A 15,716-nucleotide genomic window follows, 5' to 3' on the forward strand; every position below is an offset into this window, starting at 1 on the left:
AGCCAGTATAAGTGCAACTAAGGCTCCGCCACATGGCTTGGCAGAGCCAAGTTTTCTAATGAAGGAAAAGGAGTAGGATTATTTCCGATACAGCGGATAATCAACTTCTGTTGGCACCTGAATCAGGACAAGACGGAGGGGGGTATTCCCGAAAGCCTCATAGACCAATTCACTATCGGAATCGGACGATGCAACTACAAAATCACCTCGTGTCATCGATTGCTCCTCCTGAAGCTCGTCACTTTCGATGCTGCCGTCACCGAAGACCACTACCACTGCATGGGCGTACCCAGCAGGAAGACTCAGGCGATAGGACTGGCCAGCCGGGATCGTGATGTCGCTCATGCGAGAGTCCGTAACGAGCTCGATCGGCGTATCTGGTCCGATGATTCGTTTGATTAGTACGCTGCCTTCTCCATCAACAGGAAATGCTTCGTGATCGTATTGATTGTAGGTCGGCGGACGCTTCACGGCAGCTCTGAGATGCGGCTCGAACCAGATCTGAAACAGCTCCGAATCCTGACTCAGTTCTTCCGCGTGATGGGCGCCTGAACCAGTCTGCATGATCTGGACACCGCCCGTGGTAACTCGCTGAACATTGCCCAAGGTATCGCGGTGACCAACTGTGCCATCCAAGACATAGGTTAAAATTTCAAAGCCGGAGTGAGGATGCAGCGGAATCTCAAAGGTTTTCAATGATTTGGCCCAGGCCCAGTAAAAGAGGGGACCCACTCGGGTGACTGCCGATCCTTCACGGGGAAAGCCAATCGGTTTGTTTTCCACGATTTCTCCTACGCCAAATTGCCCTTTTGCTTGTTCATCTCGTGTGTAGATGCGGATATCCATGATTTCTGCCTCCTTTAGTTCAAGTCATTGGCGTCCAAGAAAAGTCTGGTCGATTAAAACAGAACGTAAGCGCCAGGTCCGATCAAAGCTACACCGATGGCAACCGCGATCAAAGCGAGGTTGTACTCATAGCCGTTAGAGGTAGCCCAGTATCCGTTTTGACCGTGAACTTTTACAATCGCAATCAGCATGGTAAATGCAATCAAGATCGCTCCAATCCAAGTACCGACACCAGCCGCAAACAACAGACCGCCAACAAGCTCACCCAATCCTGCGAGCAGCGCCATCAAGACACCAGGTTTAACACCGATAGAGTCAAGCCAACCGCCCGTTCCTTTCAAGCCGTAACCACCAAACCAACCAAACAGCTTCTGTGTACCGTGCGCAGCGAAAGTCAAACCTATCACCAAACGAATAATAAGCAGTCCAAGATCCATCATGTTTCATCTCTCCTTAAATGTTTTAAATTATAGTATTTTAAATTTGAGATATTTTGACTAAGGGAAAGCCTCAGTCGAGGCTTTCTTTTGCATAAGCAAGTCTTAGAATGTTTCAGCCAGTTTTGCAGCTTTTGTAATGCCTTCTTGCACGATTGCTTCTGCTTTGTCTGGGAATTGGTTGTGGCCTTCCACGATCACTTCAGTGATGTTGGAAACGCCCCAGAAGCCAAGCAGGGTGCGAACGTATTTGTTAGCCAATTCAATAGCTGCCATTGGGCCTTCGGAGTAAACGCCACCGCGTGCGCTCAGCAGAGCCACTTTTTTGTCGCCCATCAGACCTACAGGGCCTTCCGCTGTATACTTGAATGTGATGCCTGCTTGGGACAGGTAATCCATGTAAGTGTGCAGAGGAGCTGGTACAGTGAAGTTCCACATTGGGAACGCGATCACAACTTTATCCGCTTCAGCAAATTGAGTAAGGTATTTTTTAACGAGCTCAGCGCCTTTTTGCTCTTCTGCAGACAGTTCCATACCTTTGCCTGATTTGAACATAGCAGTCAGCAGGTCGTTACCGTAGTATGGCAGGTTTTCAGCAAACAGGTCCAACTCAACGATTTCATCGTTTTGGTGAGTTTCTTTATAAGTTTGAGCGAAAGCTTCGTAAAGTTTTACACTCACTGCTTGCTCGACTGGTCGATCGTTTGCTTTAATCAATAGTACTTTACTCATGGAAGGAATATTCCCCTTTCGTTTTGTAAGTCGCTAACATTAAATTCGTAAATCTTGATTTTAAGACTATTATGCATTGAAGGTTTTGTCAAGCGCTTTTTTGGTGGAGCGTGGCCGCACCGCTTCGGCTAATAGCTCTCCTGTGCGGCACGACCCAGTTTCTTTAACAATTGGATAGCTTGTTTCTGTTCCTCCGGAGTAAGACCGCTGACTGCTCTTTCAATGGCTGTCTTGTGTGAAGGGAAAATATCCTCCAGTAGCTGGTTTCCTTTTTCCGTCAGCTCTGCATATATGACCCGGCGATCCTCCAAACAGGGTTTGCGGATCAGAAGCTGCTTCTTTTCTAGTTTGTCCACCACGTAGGTAATGTTTCCGCTGGAGATAAGGATCTTTTCGCCAATCTGCTGCAAAGGCTGCGGTCCTTTATGGAAAAGAACCTCCAGCACGCCAAACTCGGTAGGATTGAGTCCGTGCCGGCGAATGTCACGATTGGTATGGGCAGTTACCCAGTTGTACGATCTCGACAGGACGACCATCAGATCGAGGGAATCGTCTCGAACATACTGTTCTGACATGGCTCCCCCTCCTTTCAGGTGAATATCTTTAATTTAAGATAATGTTTATGGTACATGATTGATTTAGGCTTGTCAAACAAAACCCTGACCTAGATAAATAGCGTCAGGGAGGGCTGTGCTTTAGTATTCGATTTTGGTTACCTCTTCTAATGGAGAAAGGGGATTCGTATTTGCTTCTTCAAGCTCTCGCTGCAGCAATTTCTCATGTCCTTCATCGGAAAGGTCAAAATAAAAGTATTCCGGCGGGTCCTTTTTCGCTTGTTTAGGGCGCTGATCTGGCATGACAATCCTCCTTGTCTTTTTTCCTATTGTTCTCCAATCCGTGCGATTCATGCTCCTCGCTCGCAAGCACTTGTTGGGTCGGACACTTTTATTCATGCTCCGCGGTGGCGGCTACTGTCGTATGGCGCACGCCCCTCCACGAAAGCCTCGCGTTAGCAAATTAGACATATTTCACCTGGTTGCAAAACTTTTGTTTAAGTGATAGACTTTTGTTTGTAAACGAAGCTGTGAATGCTACTGAGGAAGAAAGGAGGATGACCGTGGATAAAGAAATGCAGATTTTGCAGCATATTCGCCACAATCCGTTTATCAGCCAGCAGGAATTGGCTGATCTCATGGGCATCTCCCGTTCGGCTGTCGCAGGCTATATCGCCCAGCTAACCAAGCGCGGCGAGATCAAGGGACGGGCTTACGTACTACGCGACGAAGGCTCGATTGCCTGCATCGGCGGCGCCAATCTGGATCGCAAGGCGCGCGGCAAACAGCAAGTGCGCCTGCATTCTTCCAATCCCGTGACGATCATGGAATCGTGCGGAGGGGTCGCCCGCAATATCGCAGAGAATCTGGGCAGGCTGGGCTGCAAGACTTCGCTGTTTACCAGCATCGGGGAAGACAAGGAAGGCGAATGGATCCTGCAGGAAACGCGTAAGCATGGCGTTGATATCAGCCAGGTGTGGAGACTGCCTACCCAGCGGACAGGCACGTACACAGCACTGCTGGACATCGACGGAGAGATGGTTGTCTCCCTCGCGAATATGGACATTTACGATGCGCTGACACCTGAGATGTACGCGGACAAATGGTCGCACATCGCTTCGGCCCAAGCAATTTTCCTGGATACAAACGTACCGGCAGATTGCTTGGCCTACATCATCGAACGCTGCCGAGAAGAGAGTATTCCGCTCTTTGTGGACCCGGTCTCTTCTGCTAAAGCCAAAAAGCTGCCACAGCGATTGGACGGAGTAGAAGCCATTTTGCCCAATCGGGAAGAAGCCGAGCTGTTGGCGGGGATGAGCATTGGATCGATAGAGGAGTGTGCCGAGGCTTGCCGCAAGATCCGGGAACGCGGCGTCAAGCGTGTCATCGTCACGATGGGAGAGCAAGGCATTTACTATCAGGCAGAGGATGCAGACGAGCAGTTCACTCCATACCCAACGGAGGTAGTGGATGTGACGGGAGCAGGAGATGCCTTTGCCTCTGGCCTGCTGTATGGATACGTGAATGGAGAATCTTTTGAACGAGCATGCCAGCTGGGGTTGGCCGCATCTGCTCTGACCTTGAAAACAGAGCAGTCTGTATCCCCGCTGCTTCGACCGGAACAGCTCGAGCAAACCGTAAACCAATACGAAAAGGAGAGATAACTCATGAAACAATACCTGACCTTTACCGAGGAAGTACGTCACGCTCTGGAGAACAACCTGCCAGTAGTTGCGCTGGAAACCACCATTATCTCGCACGGTATGCCTTATCCGCAAAACATCGAAATGGCCAAAGAGGTTGAGCAAATTATCCGCGACAACGGAGCCGTACCAGCAACGATTGGGATCATGAACGGAAAAATCAAGATCGGTCTGTCGGACAGCGAGCTGGAAGAGTTTGCGACGAACAAATCGGTAGAAAAAGTGAGCCGTCGTGATTTCCCATACATCCTGGCGAGCGGAAAAATCGGAGCGACGACCGTAGCAGCGACGATGATCGCAGCTGAGCTCGCGGGCATCCACATGTTTGCGACCGGAGGAATTGGCGGGGTACACCGCGAAGGCGAGATTACGTGGGATGTTTCCGCTGACCTGACCGAGCTGGCGCAAACAAACGTGGCAGTCGTATGCGCAGGCGCAAAATCGATCCTGGATATCGGACGCACGCTGGAATTCCTCGAAACGCACGGCGTACCTGTCGTTGGATACCGTACGGCAGAATTCCCTTCCTTCTTTGCCCGTGAAAGCGGCTTTGGTGTAGATTTCCGCCTGGATACCCCGGAAGAAGTGGGAACCTTGATGGATACCAAATGGAAGCTGGGCCTGAACGGCGGTATGATCATCGCCAACCCGGTGCCTGAAGCAGACGCTCTGGATCATCAGAAGATCGAAGCGGTGATTCTGCAAGCGCTGAAAGAAGCGAAAGACAACAACATCGCCGGTAAAAAGGTAACGCCATTTTTGCTCGACAAAGTGAAGCAGCTGACAGAAGGCAAAAGCCTGCAAACCAATATTGCACTGGTGAAGCACAACGCAGAGGTAGCTGCAAAAATCGCAGTTGCCTACCAGCAAGCAGCGAACCAAGCAAACTAACGAAGCCACACAAGCACGCAATTGCGATCGCTCAGGAAAAGCCCCGAAAAAATGGGGCTTTTTTTCATTTAACCACTTGATATACCCGGAGGGGGTATTGTATAGTAAAGATGTGATAACGAAACAACGTTGGGGGAACAATACGTAAAAATATACCCTCGAGGGGTATTTAGAGGTGAAGCAAAATGAGTGCCAAAACAGCTGAAGCGACAGTGCCGATATCCGGAATGACGTGCGCGGCTTGTGCACTGCGGATAGAAAAAGGTCTCAAAAAGCTGGAGGGTGTGGAGACGGCAAATGTCAATCTGGCATTGGAAAAGTCCACCGTCGTCTACGATCCGGCTGTTACCGATCTGGATCATATCCGCGGGAAAATCGAATCGCTCGGGTATGGTGTGGCAGCAGATAAAGTAGAGCTGAACATTACCGGAATGACATGCGCGGCTTGCGCGACCCGGATCGAAAAAGGGATGAACAAACTGCCTGGCGTCCTGAAGGCGAATGTCAATCTGGCTTTGGAGACAGCGCAAGTGGAGTATGATGCTTCCCAGATCGGTACGGCTGATCTTATCCGCCAGGTCGAAAAGCTGGGGTATCAGGCAGCACGCAAGGAGGAAGGGAAGGAACAGGAGCAAGCAGACCGCCGGCAAATGGAGATCCGGCGTCAAACGATCAAGTTCTGGGTTTCGCTGCTCTTTTCGCTGCCGTTACTTTGGGCGATGGTCAGCCACTTCTCCTTTACCTCGTTTATCTGGCTGCCGGATGCCTTGATGAATCCATGGGTTCAGCTAGCTTTGGCGACACCGGTCCAGTTCATCATCGGCGCACAGTTTTACGTAGGCGCGTACAAGGCACTGCGTAACAAGAGTGCCAACATGGATGTGCTGGTCGCACTCGGTACATCTGCCGCCTATTTCTACAGCTTGTATGTGGCGATCTCTTCGATCGGGACTCACGCGCACATGCTCGAGCTGTACTTCGAGACCAGCGCGGTATTGATCACCCTGATCTTGCTGGGCAAACTGTTTGAGGCAAAAGCGAAAGGCCGCTCATCCGAAGCCATTCGCAAGCTGATGGGACTGCAAGCCAAGACCGCTGTCGTCGTACGTGACGGCGTGGAGATGACCGTTCCGCTGGAAGACGTGAGACAAGGCGACATCGTGCACGTGAAACCGGGCGAGAAGGTTCCTGTCGACGGTGTCGTTCTGGAAGGGCAATCGGCTGTTGACGAATCGATGCTGACAGGCGAGAGTATTCCCGTTGATAAAGCGGCAGGGGATTCTGTCATTGGTGCGACTTTGAACAAAAACGGCTTTTTGAAAGTGAAAGCCACCAAGGTAGGCAGGGAAACGGCACTGGCGCAGATCATCAAGGTCGTAGAGGAAGCGCAAGGAACGAAAGCGCCAATCCAGCGTCTGGCAGACAGTATTTCGGGTGTGTTTGTGCCAATTGTGGTAGGTATCGCAGTCCTGACCTTCGTCGCCTGGTATTTCTGGGTCCTCCCTGGCAATTTCGCCGAGGCATTGGAAAAGGCAATTGCCGTACTCGTCATCGCTTGCCCGTGCGCCCTCGGTTTGGCGACGCCGACATCGATCATGGCGGGCTCGGGACGCGCGGCTGAGCTAGGTATTCTATTTAAAGGCGGCGAGCATCTGGAAACCGCACACCATCTGGATACGATCATTCTCGACAAAACGGGTACCGTCACAAAAGGCGAGCCCGAGCTGACAGATGTTTTGGCGATCGAAATGAATGAGGAACAGCTGCTGGCACTGGTGGGAGCCGCTGAGAAAAACTCCGAGCATCCACTGGCGCAGGCTATCGTGAAAGGCATTGGCGAGAAGGGAATCGCGCTCACCCAAACTACCTCTTTTGAAGCCATCCCTGGATACGGGATTCGTGCAGAGGTAGACGGACATGATGTCCTGGTGGGAACACGCCGTCTGCTGGAGCGGGAAGGTATCTCGTTTACGCCTGTAGCGGAAACGATGCTGGCGCTGGAGAAGGCAGGAAAAACAGCAATGCTGGCTGTCGCCTCTGGCAAGCTGGCGGGATTGATCGCGGTGGCGGATACCATCAAGCCTACCTCCAAACAGGCGGTAGAGCGCCTGAAAGCAATGGGTCTGACCGTGATCATGATGACGGGTGACAACCGGCAAACAGCCGAGGCGATCGCCCGCGAGGCAGGAATCGATCACGTCATCGCAGAAGTTTTGCCGGAGGGCAAGGCGGCTGAAGTGAAAAAGCTGCAGGCACAGGGCAAAAAAGTCGCCATGGTCGGTGACGGCATCAATGACGCACCTGCACTGGCTACTGCCGATATTGGAATGGCGATCGGGACAGGTACCGATGTGGCGATGGAAGCAGCAGACATCACGCTGATGCGCGGCGAGCTGACCAGTGTAGCCGATGCGATCGAGATGAGCAAGCGGACGATTCGCAACATCAAGCAAAACCTGTTTTGGGCCTTTGCCTACAATACGCTGGGGATTCCGTTTGCCGCATTGGGCTTCCTAGCTCCGTGGCTGGCAGGCGCAGCGATGGCATTCAGCTCGGTGTCTGTCGTACTCAATGCCCTGCGTCTGCAAAGGGTGAAGCTGTAAATCGGTAACATCTTAAAAATCAGGCAACAAGCGGCTTTGTCCGCATAACTATATCGATAAATCCAAAGGAGAGATCATCATGCAAACCATTACCCTGAATGTAGAAGGAATGTCCTGCAACCACTGCGTCAACACCATCGAAAAAACACTGAAAGAGCTGGGTGCTACCGGCAAAGTGAATCTGGCAGCGAAAACCGTTGAAGTATCCTATGACGAAAGTGGCTTGACGAAGGAAGCGATCAAGGAAGCCATCGAGGAGCAAGGCTACGACGTCGTGTAAGGACGATAAAAGGAGGGCGCCCGCCGTCCATGCGAATTCGGGTGCCGCAAGCTAGGGAAAGGCCGATGCTGCTGTTCTTTTGGACCATCTGGTTCAGAGGGATTGTGCATCGGCCTTTTTGTTTTGGATTAGGCATGGCAAAAAGGAAAACGAAAAGCACCAGCTGACACAGAGGCATGTGAAGCTGGTGTTTTTGTTTAGAGAAAGAATAAATTTGTAAAGAATCTGTAAATAGTTTACTTCCGCTTCATAAAGGAGGAGGTTTCGACTGAAAACAGGCGTCAGGAGCGCCTTCTCATTTTTATCAAAGCTTGTTTCTGCCTTTATACGTCGTTAAAAAAGCGAATTTACAATGAAATCAAACAAAAGCGAAAAAACGGTAGGGATGGGAGGGCAACGGGCATGATGGATTTGCATATGCACACCACGGCTTCGGATGGGAGAATGTCGCCAACGGAATTGCTGGCCGAGGCAAAGTCACGCGATGTCAGTCATATCGCGATTACGGATCACGATACCATAGATGGCTATTTGAAAGCGCGGGAGGAAGCCCGGCAGCTGGGCATTCGGATCGTGCCGGGAATTGAATGGAATACCGATGGACCAGAGGATGAGCTGCACATTCTGGGCTATGGCTTCGATATCTCTGATTCACGCCTCTTGCACCTGATGGACAAAAGGCAGCAGGAGCGCATCGAGTGGGTGAGTGAGATCGTGGAGCGCTGTAATCGATTGGGTATGTCGATTACTACGCAGGAGTGCCTGGAGCGGGCAAAAGGCAGCGTGATTGTGCGGACGCATATTGCAGAAGCTTTGCTCGCTCGCGGTTATGGAAGCTCGGTGCAGGGGCTGTTCGACAGCTATTTGTGCAAAGGGGCTGTGGCCTATGTCCCTCGTCCGTCCTTTTCCGCTCGGGATGCCATCGAGTACACCCACGAATGTGGAGGCATCGCCGTTTTAGCCCATCCCGGCATTTACTCGTTTGAGGTAAAGCTAGCGTCCTTGCTCGATTATGGGCTGGACGGGATCGAAGTGTATTACTCCCGTCACTCCGCTGCACAGATGGCATTCTGGGAGCGAGAGGCGAAAAAGCATCATCTGATTCGCTCGGGAGGAAGTGATTTCCACGGACACGGCTCTCGCAATCCTTATCCCGTGGGAAGCGTCGCGATTCCGGCGGAGGTAAAGGAGTGGTGGGCATGCTGTATGTTTCCTCGACACTGATGTGGAAGTACCCGGTGGAGGCGGCCATCCTGATCGCCCGGCAGTACGGATTTTCAGGAATGGAGGTATGGGCGGAGCACGTCTGGTTTCATCAAAGCAATCCTCAGGAGATTCTGGATGCGGCGAAGCGTTCCGGGCTGAAGCTGACTTTGCACGCAGCGAGCTGGGACTTGAATATGTGCTCGCTCAACCAAGGGATTCGCAAACAATCGATACTGGAAATCAAGCGCTCGCTGTCGCTGGCCCGCGAGATCGGGGCCAAAAGCGTTACGGTTCATCCGGGGCGTGTGACGTTGTCCGCCAAAAACCGTGGGTGGCATGAACCGATTCTGATCGAGAGTCTCAACGAGCTGGCGCAGGAAGCCTGTCGGTTGGGAAGGGTGCTGTCCATCGAGCATATCGAGCCGCTGCCAAAGGAAATGATTGTGACTCCAGCGGACCTGAATCGACTGCGCGCCTCGCTCGATTACCCGACATCGGCTACCTTTGATATCGCCCACGTTCCGCTCACCAGCTCGCTGACGCAATTTTATCAGGAGCTTGATGGCATCGACAAAATCCATGTCAGCGATGCAACGGCAACGAAGCTGCATGTTCCATTGGGGACGGGAGAGATCGATCTTCCGGGGATTTGGCCGCTATTGTGGGAAAAGCATTGCCCTGTCGTAGTGGAAGGCTTCGACGATTCACGTGATTTATCTATGCTCAAGCAAAACCTGCTCTTTTTGCAGCATCCGGATTGTGTCTCAATGTGATAGGAGGTTTCCCATATCTTGAATATTCTCGTGACCAATGATGATGGCATTTTTTCGGCAGGTGTTCTCAGTCTAGCGAAGTCGCTGCAGCCCTTTGGCAATGTTTATGTTGTCTGCCCGGACCAGGAACGCAGTGCGATCAGCCACGCCATTACGCTGAAATCGCCTATAAAGGCAAACAAAGTTAACTTTTTCGATACATCGATCGAAGCATGGGCGGTCAATGGAACGCCAGCGGATTGTGTAAAGATGGCGATCGAGGTCATTCTCAGGGAGAAGCCGGATGTCGTCGTCTCCGGCATAAACCGTGGTCCTAATCTGGGGAGGGACGTGTTTTACTCAGGTACGATCTCAGCAGCGATTGAAGGCGCGATGTACCAGATTCCGTCCATCGCTGTCTCACTCGCCACCTTAAAGCCAAACGCCTCTTTTTCCATCGTGGAGCCACTTGCCTATGAAGTGTTTGAAACGCTGTTTAGCCACAAGCTCAGCGCAGAGGCGGTTCTCAATATCAACCTGCCCTATCTGTCAAAGGAGATGGTGAAGGGCGTAGCTGCAGTACCGCTGGCTATGGATGTGCTGCGCTACCAGTATGTCGGGATGAACGATCCGCAGGGCTATCTCTGCTACTGGCTGTCCGACAATCTGGGTGAGCTGTACTTCGAGGATGAGGAGTCCGACTATTTCAAGCTGCGGGATGGTTTCATCACAGTTACTCCGCTTCAGCTGAACATGACCAACATCGCCATGAAGACCAAGATCAGCAAATGGTTTCAGGGAGTCAAGCAAAGTGCGCTATCCGCATCCACTCATGATTAGGAGGAATCAGAAATGAAAAGTGTCACTCTTCGTAAATGGACCTTGTCTTTATTTGCAGCGATCTCGGTAGTGGGATTGGCTGCTTGCGGGAGCCAGTCTGCACCGGCCCCATCCGCTTCGACGCCTAGCACGACTCCGGCAGCTGCGCCTGCACCGGCACCAGCTACGACTGCGCCAAAAGTGGAAGGCACCTTGAGCTTCTATACCTCTCAGCCCGATACGGATGCAGCGGCATTGATTGAGGGCTTCACGAAAAAGTATCCGGATGTGAAGGTCGAGCTGTTCCGCTCCGGGACAGAGGAAGTGGTCAGTCGTTTGCAGGCAGAGGAGAAAGCTGGGCAAGTCAAGGCAGACGTGCTGCTGGTTGCAGACGCTCCGACATTTGCCAGCTTGAAAAAACAAGATCTGCTGCTGTCTTATTCTTCACCTGAGGCAGCCGACATTCCAGCGGATTACAAGGATGCAGATGGGGCTTACACGGGGACGAAAGTGATGGCAACCGTTCTTGCGGTCAACAGCAATAAGGTCAAGACGATGCCAGACAGCTGGAAGGTATTGACCAGCCCAGAGGCTTCCGGCAAAGCAATCATGCCAAGTCCGCTCTACTCGGGAGCAGCGGCTTACAACGTAGGGGTGCTGACACGCCAAGCTGATTTTGGCTGGGACTACATGCAAGGCTTGAAGACCAACGCCATGACGGTCATCAAAGGAAACGGCGCGGTACTCAAGAGCGTAGCAGGCGGAGAAAAGGATTACGGCATGATCGTCGATTATCTCGTTGCTCGTGCCAAAACGGAAGGGTCCCCAGTAGAAATGGTGTACCCGAGCGAAGGTGTACCCGTTATCACAGAGCCGATCGGAATTATGAAAGCCTCCCAGAACCAGGAAGCGGCAAAAGCGTTCGTCGATTTTGTCCTATCGGAGGATGGTCAAAAATTGGCGGCGAGTCTCGGCTATACGCCGATTCGCAAAGGAGTGGCGGCACCGGCAGGCTTGAAGTCCATCGAAGAGATCAAAGTGCTCTCCGCCAGCATCAATGAGCTGGAAGCGGCGAGAGAAGACGACAAAAAGAAATTTGGAGAGATGATGGGTGGCAAGTAACCTGCAGACCGCGCTGACGGAGCGGGGGCAGCAGACGGACAAGGGGCGACGATGGGCCGCCCCCTGGTCCACGGAAAAGATGACGACGTGGCTTGTATTGGTGCCAGTCGCCTTCTTTTTTGTCTACCCGCTGTGGAAGCTGCTCGCTCTTTCTGTCGAGACGGAAACCGGATTCGGCTTGGCGTATTTCTCTGAGGTACTGAAAGATGTGCGGACATGGGATGCAGTTGGTCATACTGTCGCGGCGGCAGGAGCTTCGACGGTTATCGCGTTATTGCTTGGCGTTGGGCTGGCTTGGCTTTGCGCTTATACCGATATTCGGTTCAAAGGAGCGGTTCATCTCCTGGCGCTTTTGCCGCTGCTCATTCCTTCGTATGTAATGACGCTGGCTTGGACACAGATGGCCGGTCCGCAGGGGGTCCTGAACCGGGTGGCGAGCTGGCTTTCGGGAAGCCCGGTAGAGCTGTGGAGTGTCTACGGACTGGACGGAATCATTGTCGTGATGGGCTTGACCCACTATCCGCTGGTGTACATGCTGACACTGTCCGTCCTGCATCGTATCCCCAAAGAGCTGGAGTGGGCCGCACGCTCTTCGGGAGCAGGGGCATACCTGATGTTTCGCAAGGTCACTCTGCCGCTAGCGCTGCCAGGAATAGCAGGAGGCGGCTTGCTCGCGTTTATCTCGGGCCTGGACAACTTCGGAATCCCGGCTTTTTTGGGAATACCCGAGAATGTGTCTGTACTCAGTACATTCATTTACGAGCAGGTGATTGGATTTGGCCCGAGTGCGTTTGCGCGTGCATCGGTTTTGTCGATCCTGCTCGCCATTCTCGCGCTTGCCGGAACGGGACTGCAGTGGCTGATCGTCAGAAAAAGCAAGGTGGATCAGACCAGTGCAGCCGATAAATCAGTACGCGTGCCTTTGGGAAACAGACGCCCGGGAGCCGAGCTGGCTGTCTGGGGGTTTCTCCTGGTCACAAGTGTGCTGCCGCTATTGTCGATGGCTTCCACTGCTTTTCTCAAAGCGTACGGGTTGCCTTTTGTTTGGGAGAATCTGACGTGGAAGCACTTCGAGTTCGTCCTGCAAAATCATGCGGGAACACGGGCAGCCATCAGCAACAGTCTCATGCTTGCAGGGATGGCGGGTCTTTTCTGCCTGATCGCGGGTACGTGGTTCGCTCATTGGCGTATCCAGCGGCCCTCCTTTGCAGGTAAAGCGATGGAAGGAGCCATCGCGCTGCCCTATGCCCTGCCGGGAATGGTGCTGGGTCTGGCAATGATTTTGACGTGGATCGAGCCGATCCCGGGGTGGCAGCCGGGCTTGTACGGGACCGTGTGGCTTATTTTCCTCTCATATGTTATCCGATTTTTTATTCTGCAGGTAAAAAGCAGCACGGTGTCGATCATGCAGGTGGGCAAAGAAGTGGAGGAAGCCGCCAGAATCAACGGGGCGCGTTATTGGACGAGTTGGCGCCGGGTGCTCCTGCCTCTCTATTCACCAGGGATGCTGACAGGGTTGTTTCTCGTCTTTTTGACTGCTTTTACCGAATTGACGATTTCCTCGCTGCTGTGGACGTCTGGCTCTGAAACGATTGGTGTGGTTATTTTCAGCTTTGAGCAGGCGGGTTCTACTACTCACAGTACGGCTTTGTCCACCCTGATCGTCGCAGCGATTTTGCTCGTACTTTCAGTGGGCAGCTGGTTGAAACAACTATGGCAACGGAGGATAGAAGAATGAACAGTGCGATGGCGATTGGCGTTTCCAAAGAGTTTGGCAATGTCACAGCTCTAAACCATATCGATCTGTCTGTAGGACGAGGGGAGTTTGTAGCGCTGCTCGGACCAAGCGGGTGCGGAAAGACGACCTTGCTGCGGCTGCTGGCAGGATTCGAGACGCCGACAGATGGGGAGATCTGGATCAATCAGGAGCGGGTCGCGGATAAAACGAGGATGATTCCCCCTGAGGCGAGGCGTATTGGCATGGTGTTTCAGTCCTTTGCCTTGTGGCCGCACATGACGGTTTATGAGAATGTGGCGTTCCCGTTGCAATATCAGCAGCATGTCCCAGCGGATTACCGGGACAATCCGCGCCAACGAGTAGCGAACATGCTGGAGATGGTCGGACTGGCGGGGATGGAAAACCGTTACCCGAGCCAGCTTTCAGGAGGCCAAAAGCAGCGGGTAGCATTGGCACGCGCCATCGTTTTCAACCCCAACCTGCTGCTCATGGACGAGCCGCTGAGCAGTCTGGACGCGGAGCTTCGCATGCAAATGCGCAAGGAAATCCAGCATATTCACCGTGAGCTCGGGACCGCTATCATCTACGTCACGCACGATCAGTCTGAAGCCTTGGGTATGGCGGATCGGATTGTTATGATGCGAGGGGGACAAATCGAACAGGCAGGGACTCCCCATGCCATCTACTACGAGCCGCAGTCTCCCTTTGTCGCCAAGTTCGTCGGTCGCTCCAACTTCCTGCAGGGGAATTGGGCAGACGCTAGGACGTTCATGCTGGCAAACGGTGAGGGAACCATACCAATCCATGTCTCGCGCGACTGCTCTGCATTTCACGCGCATCAAGTGCTACCGGTGCGTCCCGATCAGCTCAAGCTGCGTCCGTGGGAAGTGGGGTCAGGCGGTGTTCTGGGCACGGTCCGGCACGCTCAGTTTCAGGGGAGAGAATGGCTGTATTCCATCCGTGTAGGAGAGGAAGAGTGGGAGGTCGTTACGGATACCCGCGAGCCGTTTGGGTATGACCAGCAGGTGGAAGTAGAGGTATGCGTGTAGGGGATGCATTCCATTCGTTTGTCCATACGCTCAGCAACGGAAAGGAACCAGCTTTTCTCGAGGCAAAGACAGCCGCGTTTTCACTGACATCAGGCTGGCGGGGCGCACGACACGCTGAGGCAGAGCTTTGTCAGCGTATACAAGCGACTAGGCGCCAATCACGTGATCCTCAGCTTGCCCGAGCAAGATTCGGCCAAGTGGCTTGCGGTACAGATCGGCAGCTAGAAATCTAGAATGAAAGAAGGAAAAGGCTCCGTCTCTCTCATTAGACGGAGCCTTGTTTTATGTAATTCGTTTTTGCCAAATGGACTCAGACCAGTATTTTCTCAAGTTCCTTGTCCAACACGTACACCTCGATGCGCTCGCCCATTTTGGTGCTAATATCGCTGTGGCTGGAAAGTACCTTGCACCCCGTATGCTTCTCCACGATCGCCTCCGATTCCTCGCTGTACATCTCCCGCAAGACCTCGCGCATTTCTTTCACAATACGACGGCCCTTTTCGTGACTGGAGAGGTGCTTCTCTTCGACCGTGAGTACACCTTTAAACCGCGCGATGACCATATCTCCCACAATATAGGTCTTGGCTTCCTGGGGGCCTCGTCCAATCAATTCCCGCTGAAACTTGATGAAGGCTTCGCTGATCTCGGCCTCCAGCTTCTTTTTGTTAGAGATGGCCAAGTGCCATTCCTCCCGTAGTTATCATTGTGCCTTATATTACTCAGGGGTCCGATAGCTGTCAACCGGAACCTATGGCAAGACTCCCACCTGCATAAATTGGCTGTTTTGGAAAAGGGTATAACTAGAAGAGTGGCAGACCAATGGAGAGATTCTGAATGAAAACGGACCAAAAGATGTTAGCAGATGAACTCGAAGCTACGATCCGATCGATTCAGCGCAGACATTTGAAAAAGCAAGAGAAACCTTGAAATAACATGAGCGCATGAGGCTTGTTGACGTTAAAACGCTTACATCAATAAAGAATC

17 protein-coding genes are annotated in these 15,716 nt (G+C 52.5%); 11 read left to right on the forward strand and 6 right to left on the reverse strand.

The window, feature by feature from the left end:
* Positions 1 to 78 precede the first annotated feature (78 nt).
* The 5 genes from EDM55_RS08225 to EDM55_RS30215 form a co-directional block, all read right to left on the reverse strand.
* On the reverse strand, positions 79 to 846 hold the full coding sequence (locus EDM55_RS08225) for a pirin family protein (RefSeq protein ID WP_122960058.1): 768 nt from the start codon (positions 844 to 846) through the stop codon (positions 79 to 81).
* 53 nt (positions 847 to 899) lie between these two features.
* On the reverse strand, positions 900 to 1,286 hold the full coding sequence (locus EDM55_RS08230; protein WP_092270541.1) for a DoxX family protein: 387 nt from the start codon (positions 1,284 to 1,286) through the stop codon (positions 900 to 902).
* 102 nt (positions 1,287 to 1,388) lie between these two features.
* Positions 1,389 to 2,015 carry an FMN-dependent NADH-azoreductase gene (locus EDM55_RS08235; RefSeq protein WP_092270544.1) on the reverse strand — a complete coding sequence of 209 codons (627 nt, stop codon included), beginning with the start codon at positions 2,013 to 2,015 and terminating at the stop codon, positions 1,389 to 1,391.
* Positions 2,016 to 2,143: 128 nt separating this feature from the next.
* The gene (locus tag EDM55_RS08240) at positions 2,144 to 2,590 is read right to left on the reverse strand and encodes a MarR family winged helix-turn-helix transcriptional regulator (RefSeq protein WP_122960059.1); all 447 of its coding nucleotides are present in this window, start codon (positions 2,588 to 2,590) and stop codon (positions 2,144 to 2,146) included.
* Positions 2,591 to 2,710: 120 nt separating this feature from the next.
* Positions 2,711 to 2,872 carry a hypothetical protein gene (locus EDM55_RS30215; RefSeq protein ID WP_170184351.1) on the reverse strand — a complete coding sequence of 54 codons (162 nt, stop codon included), beginning with the start codon at positions 2,870 to 2,872 and terminating at the stop codon, positions 2,711 to 2,713.
* A gap of 260 nt (positions 2,873 to 3,132) precedes the next feature.
* On the opposite strand from EDM55_RS30215, the gene EDM55_RS08245 reads away from it, so the two are divergent.
* The 11 genes from EDM55_RS08245 to EDM55_RS08295 all read left to right on the forward strand — a co-directional run bounded on the left by EDM55_RS08245 (position 3,133) and on the right by EDM55_RS08295 (position 14,965).
* Entirely contained in the window at positions 3,133 to 4,233 is a 1,101-nt protein-coding gene (locus EDM55_RS08245) for a carbohydrate kinase (RefSeq protein ID WP_122960136.1), read from the forward strand.
* A gap of 3 nt (positions 4,234 to 4,236) precedes the next feature.
* Positions 4,237 to 5,163, forward strand: coding sequence for a pseudouridine-5'-phosphate glycosidase (locus EDM55_RS08250; protein WP_122960060.1), 927 nt, complete (start codon positions 4,237 to 4,239; stop codon positions 5,161 to 5,163).
* Between the two features lie 185 nt (positions 5,164 to 5,348).
* The gene (locus tag EDM55_RS08255; protein WP_092270553.1) at positions 5,349 to 7,766 is read left to right on the forward strand and encodes a heavy metal translocating P-type ATPase; all 2,418 of its coding nucleotides are present in this window, start codon (positions 5,349 to 5,351) and stop codon (positions 7,764 to 7,766) included.
* Positions 7,767 to 7,845: 79 nt separating this feature from the next.
* Positions 7,846 to 8,046, forward strand: a complete 201-nt coding sequence (locus EDM55_RS08260; protein ID WP_092270557.1) for a copper ion binding protein — start codon at positions 7,846 to 7,848, stop codon at positions 8,044 to 8,046.
* 402 nt (positions 8,047 to 8,448) lie between these two features.
* The gene (locus EDM55_RS08265; protein ID WP_122960061.1) at positions 8,449 to 9,270 is read left to right on the forward strand and encodes a PHP domain-containing protein; all 822 of its coding nucleotides are present in this window, start codon (positions 8,449 to 8,451) and stop codon (positions 9,268 to 9,270) included.
* Positions 9,246 to 10,025 carry a sugar phosphate isomerase/epimerase family protein gene (locus EDM55_RS08270; RefSeq protein ID WP_092270563.1) on the forward strand — a complete coding sequence of 260 codons (780 nt, stop codon included), beginning with the start codon at positions 9,246 to 9,248 and terminating at the stop codon, positions 10,023 to 10,025. Before EDM55_RS08265 ends, EDM55_RS08270 begins: the two co-directional genes overlap by 25 nt.
* 18 nt (positions 10,026 to 10,043) lie before the next feature.
* Complete coding sequence (gene surE / locus EDM55_RS08275; protein ID WP_092270566.1) at positions 10,044 to 10,844, forward strand: 5'/3'-nucleotidase SurE; 801 nt, start codon at positions 10,044 to 10,046, stop codon at positions 10,842 to 10,844.
* A gap of 12 nt (positions 10,845 to 10,856) precedes the next feature.
* The gene (locus EDM55_RS08280; RefSeq protein ID WP_122960062.1) at positions 10,857 to 11,945 is read left to right on the forward strand and encodes an ABC transporter substrate-binding protein; all 1,089 of its coding nucleotides are present in this window, start codon (positions 10,857 to 10,859) and stop codon (positions 11,943 to 11,945) included.
* Complete coding sequence (locus tag EDM55_RS08285) at positions 11,935 to 13,683, forward strand: ABC transporter permease (protein WP_122960063.1); 1,749 nt, start codon at positions 11,935 to 11,937, stop codon at positions 13,681 to 13,683. Before EDM55_RS08280 ends, EDM55_RS08285 begins: the two co-directional genes overlap by 11 nt.
* Positions 13,680 to 14,732, forward strand: a complete 1,053-nt coding sequence (locus EDM55_RS08290; protein WP_122960064.1) for an ABC transporter ATP-binding protein — start codon at positions 13,680 to 13,682, stop codon at positions 14,730 to 14,732. Before EDM55_RS08285 ends, EDM55_RS08290 begins: the two co-directional genes overlap by 4 nt.
* Positions 14,723 to 14,965 (forward strand): hypothetical protein, encoded by a 243-nt coding sequence (locus EDM55_RS08295; RefSeq protein ID WP_092270578.1) that lies wholly within the window; start codon positions 14,723 to 14,725, stop codon positions 14,963 to 14,965. Before EDM55_RS08290 ends, EDM55_RS08295 begins: the two co-directional genes overlap by 10 nt.
* A 77-nt stretch (positions 14,966 to 15,042) precedes the next feature.
* On the opposite strand, the gene EDM55_RS08300 is transcribed toward EDM55_RS08295, so the two are convergent.
* Positions 15,043 to 15,411 carry a Na-translocating system protein MpsC family protein gene (locus tag EDM55_RS08300; RefSeq protein WP_122960065.1) on the reverse strand — a complete coding sequence of 123 codons (369 nt, stop codon included), beginning with the start codon at positions 15,409 to 15,411 and terminating at the stop codon, positions 15,043 to 15,045.
* Positions 15,412 to 15,716 lie beyond the last annotated feature (305 nt).

This window comes from Brevibacillus centrosporus, from assembly GCF_003710815.1.
In the GTDB taxonomy this organism is placed as follows: Bacteria; Bacillota; Bacilli; order Brevibacillales; family Brevibacillaceae; genus Brevibacillus; species Brevibacillus centrosporus.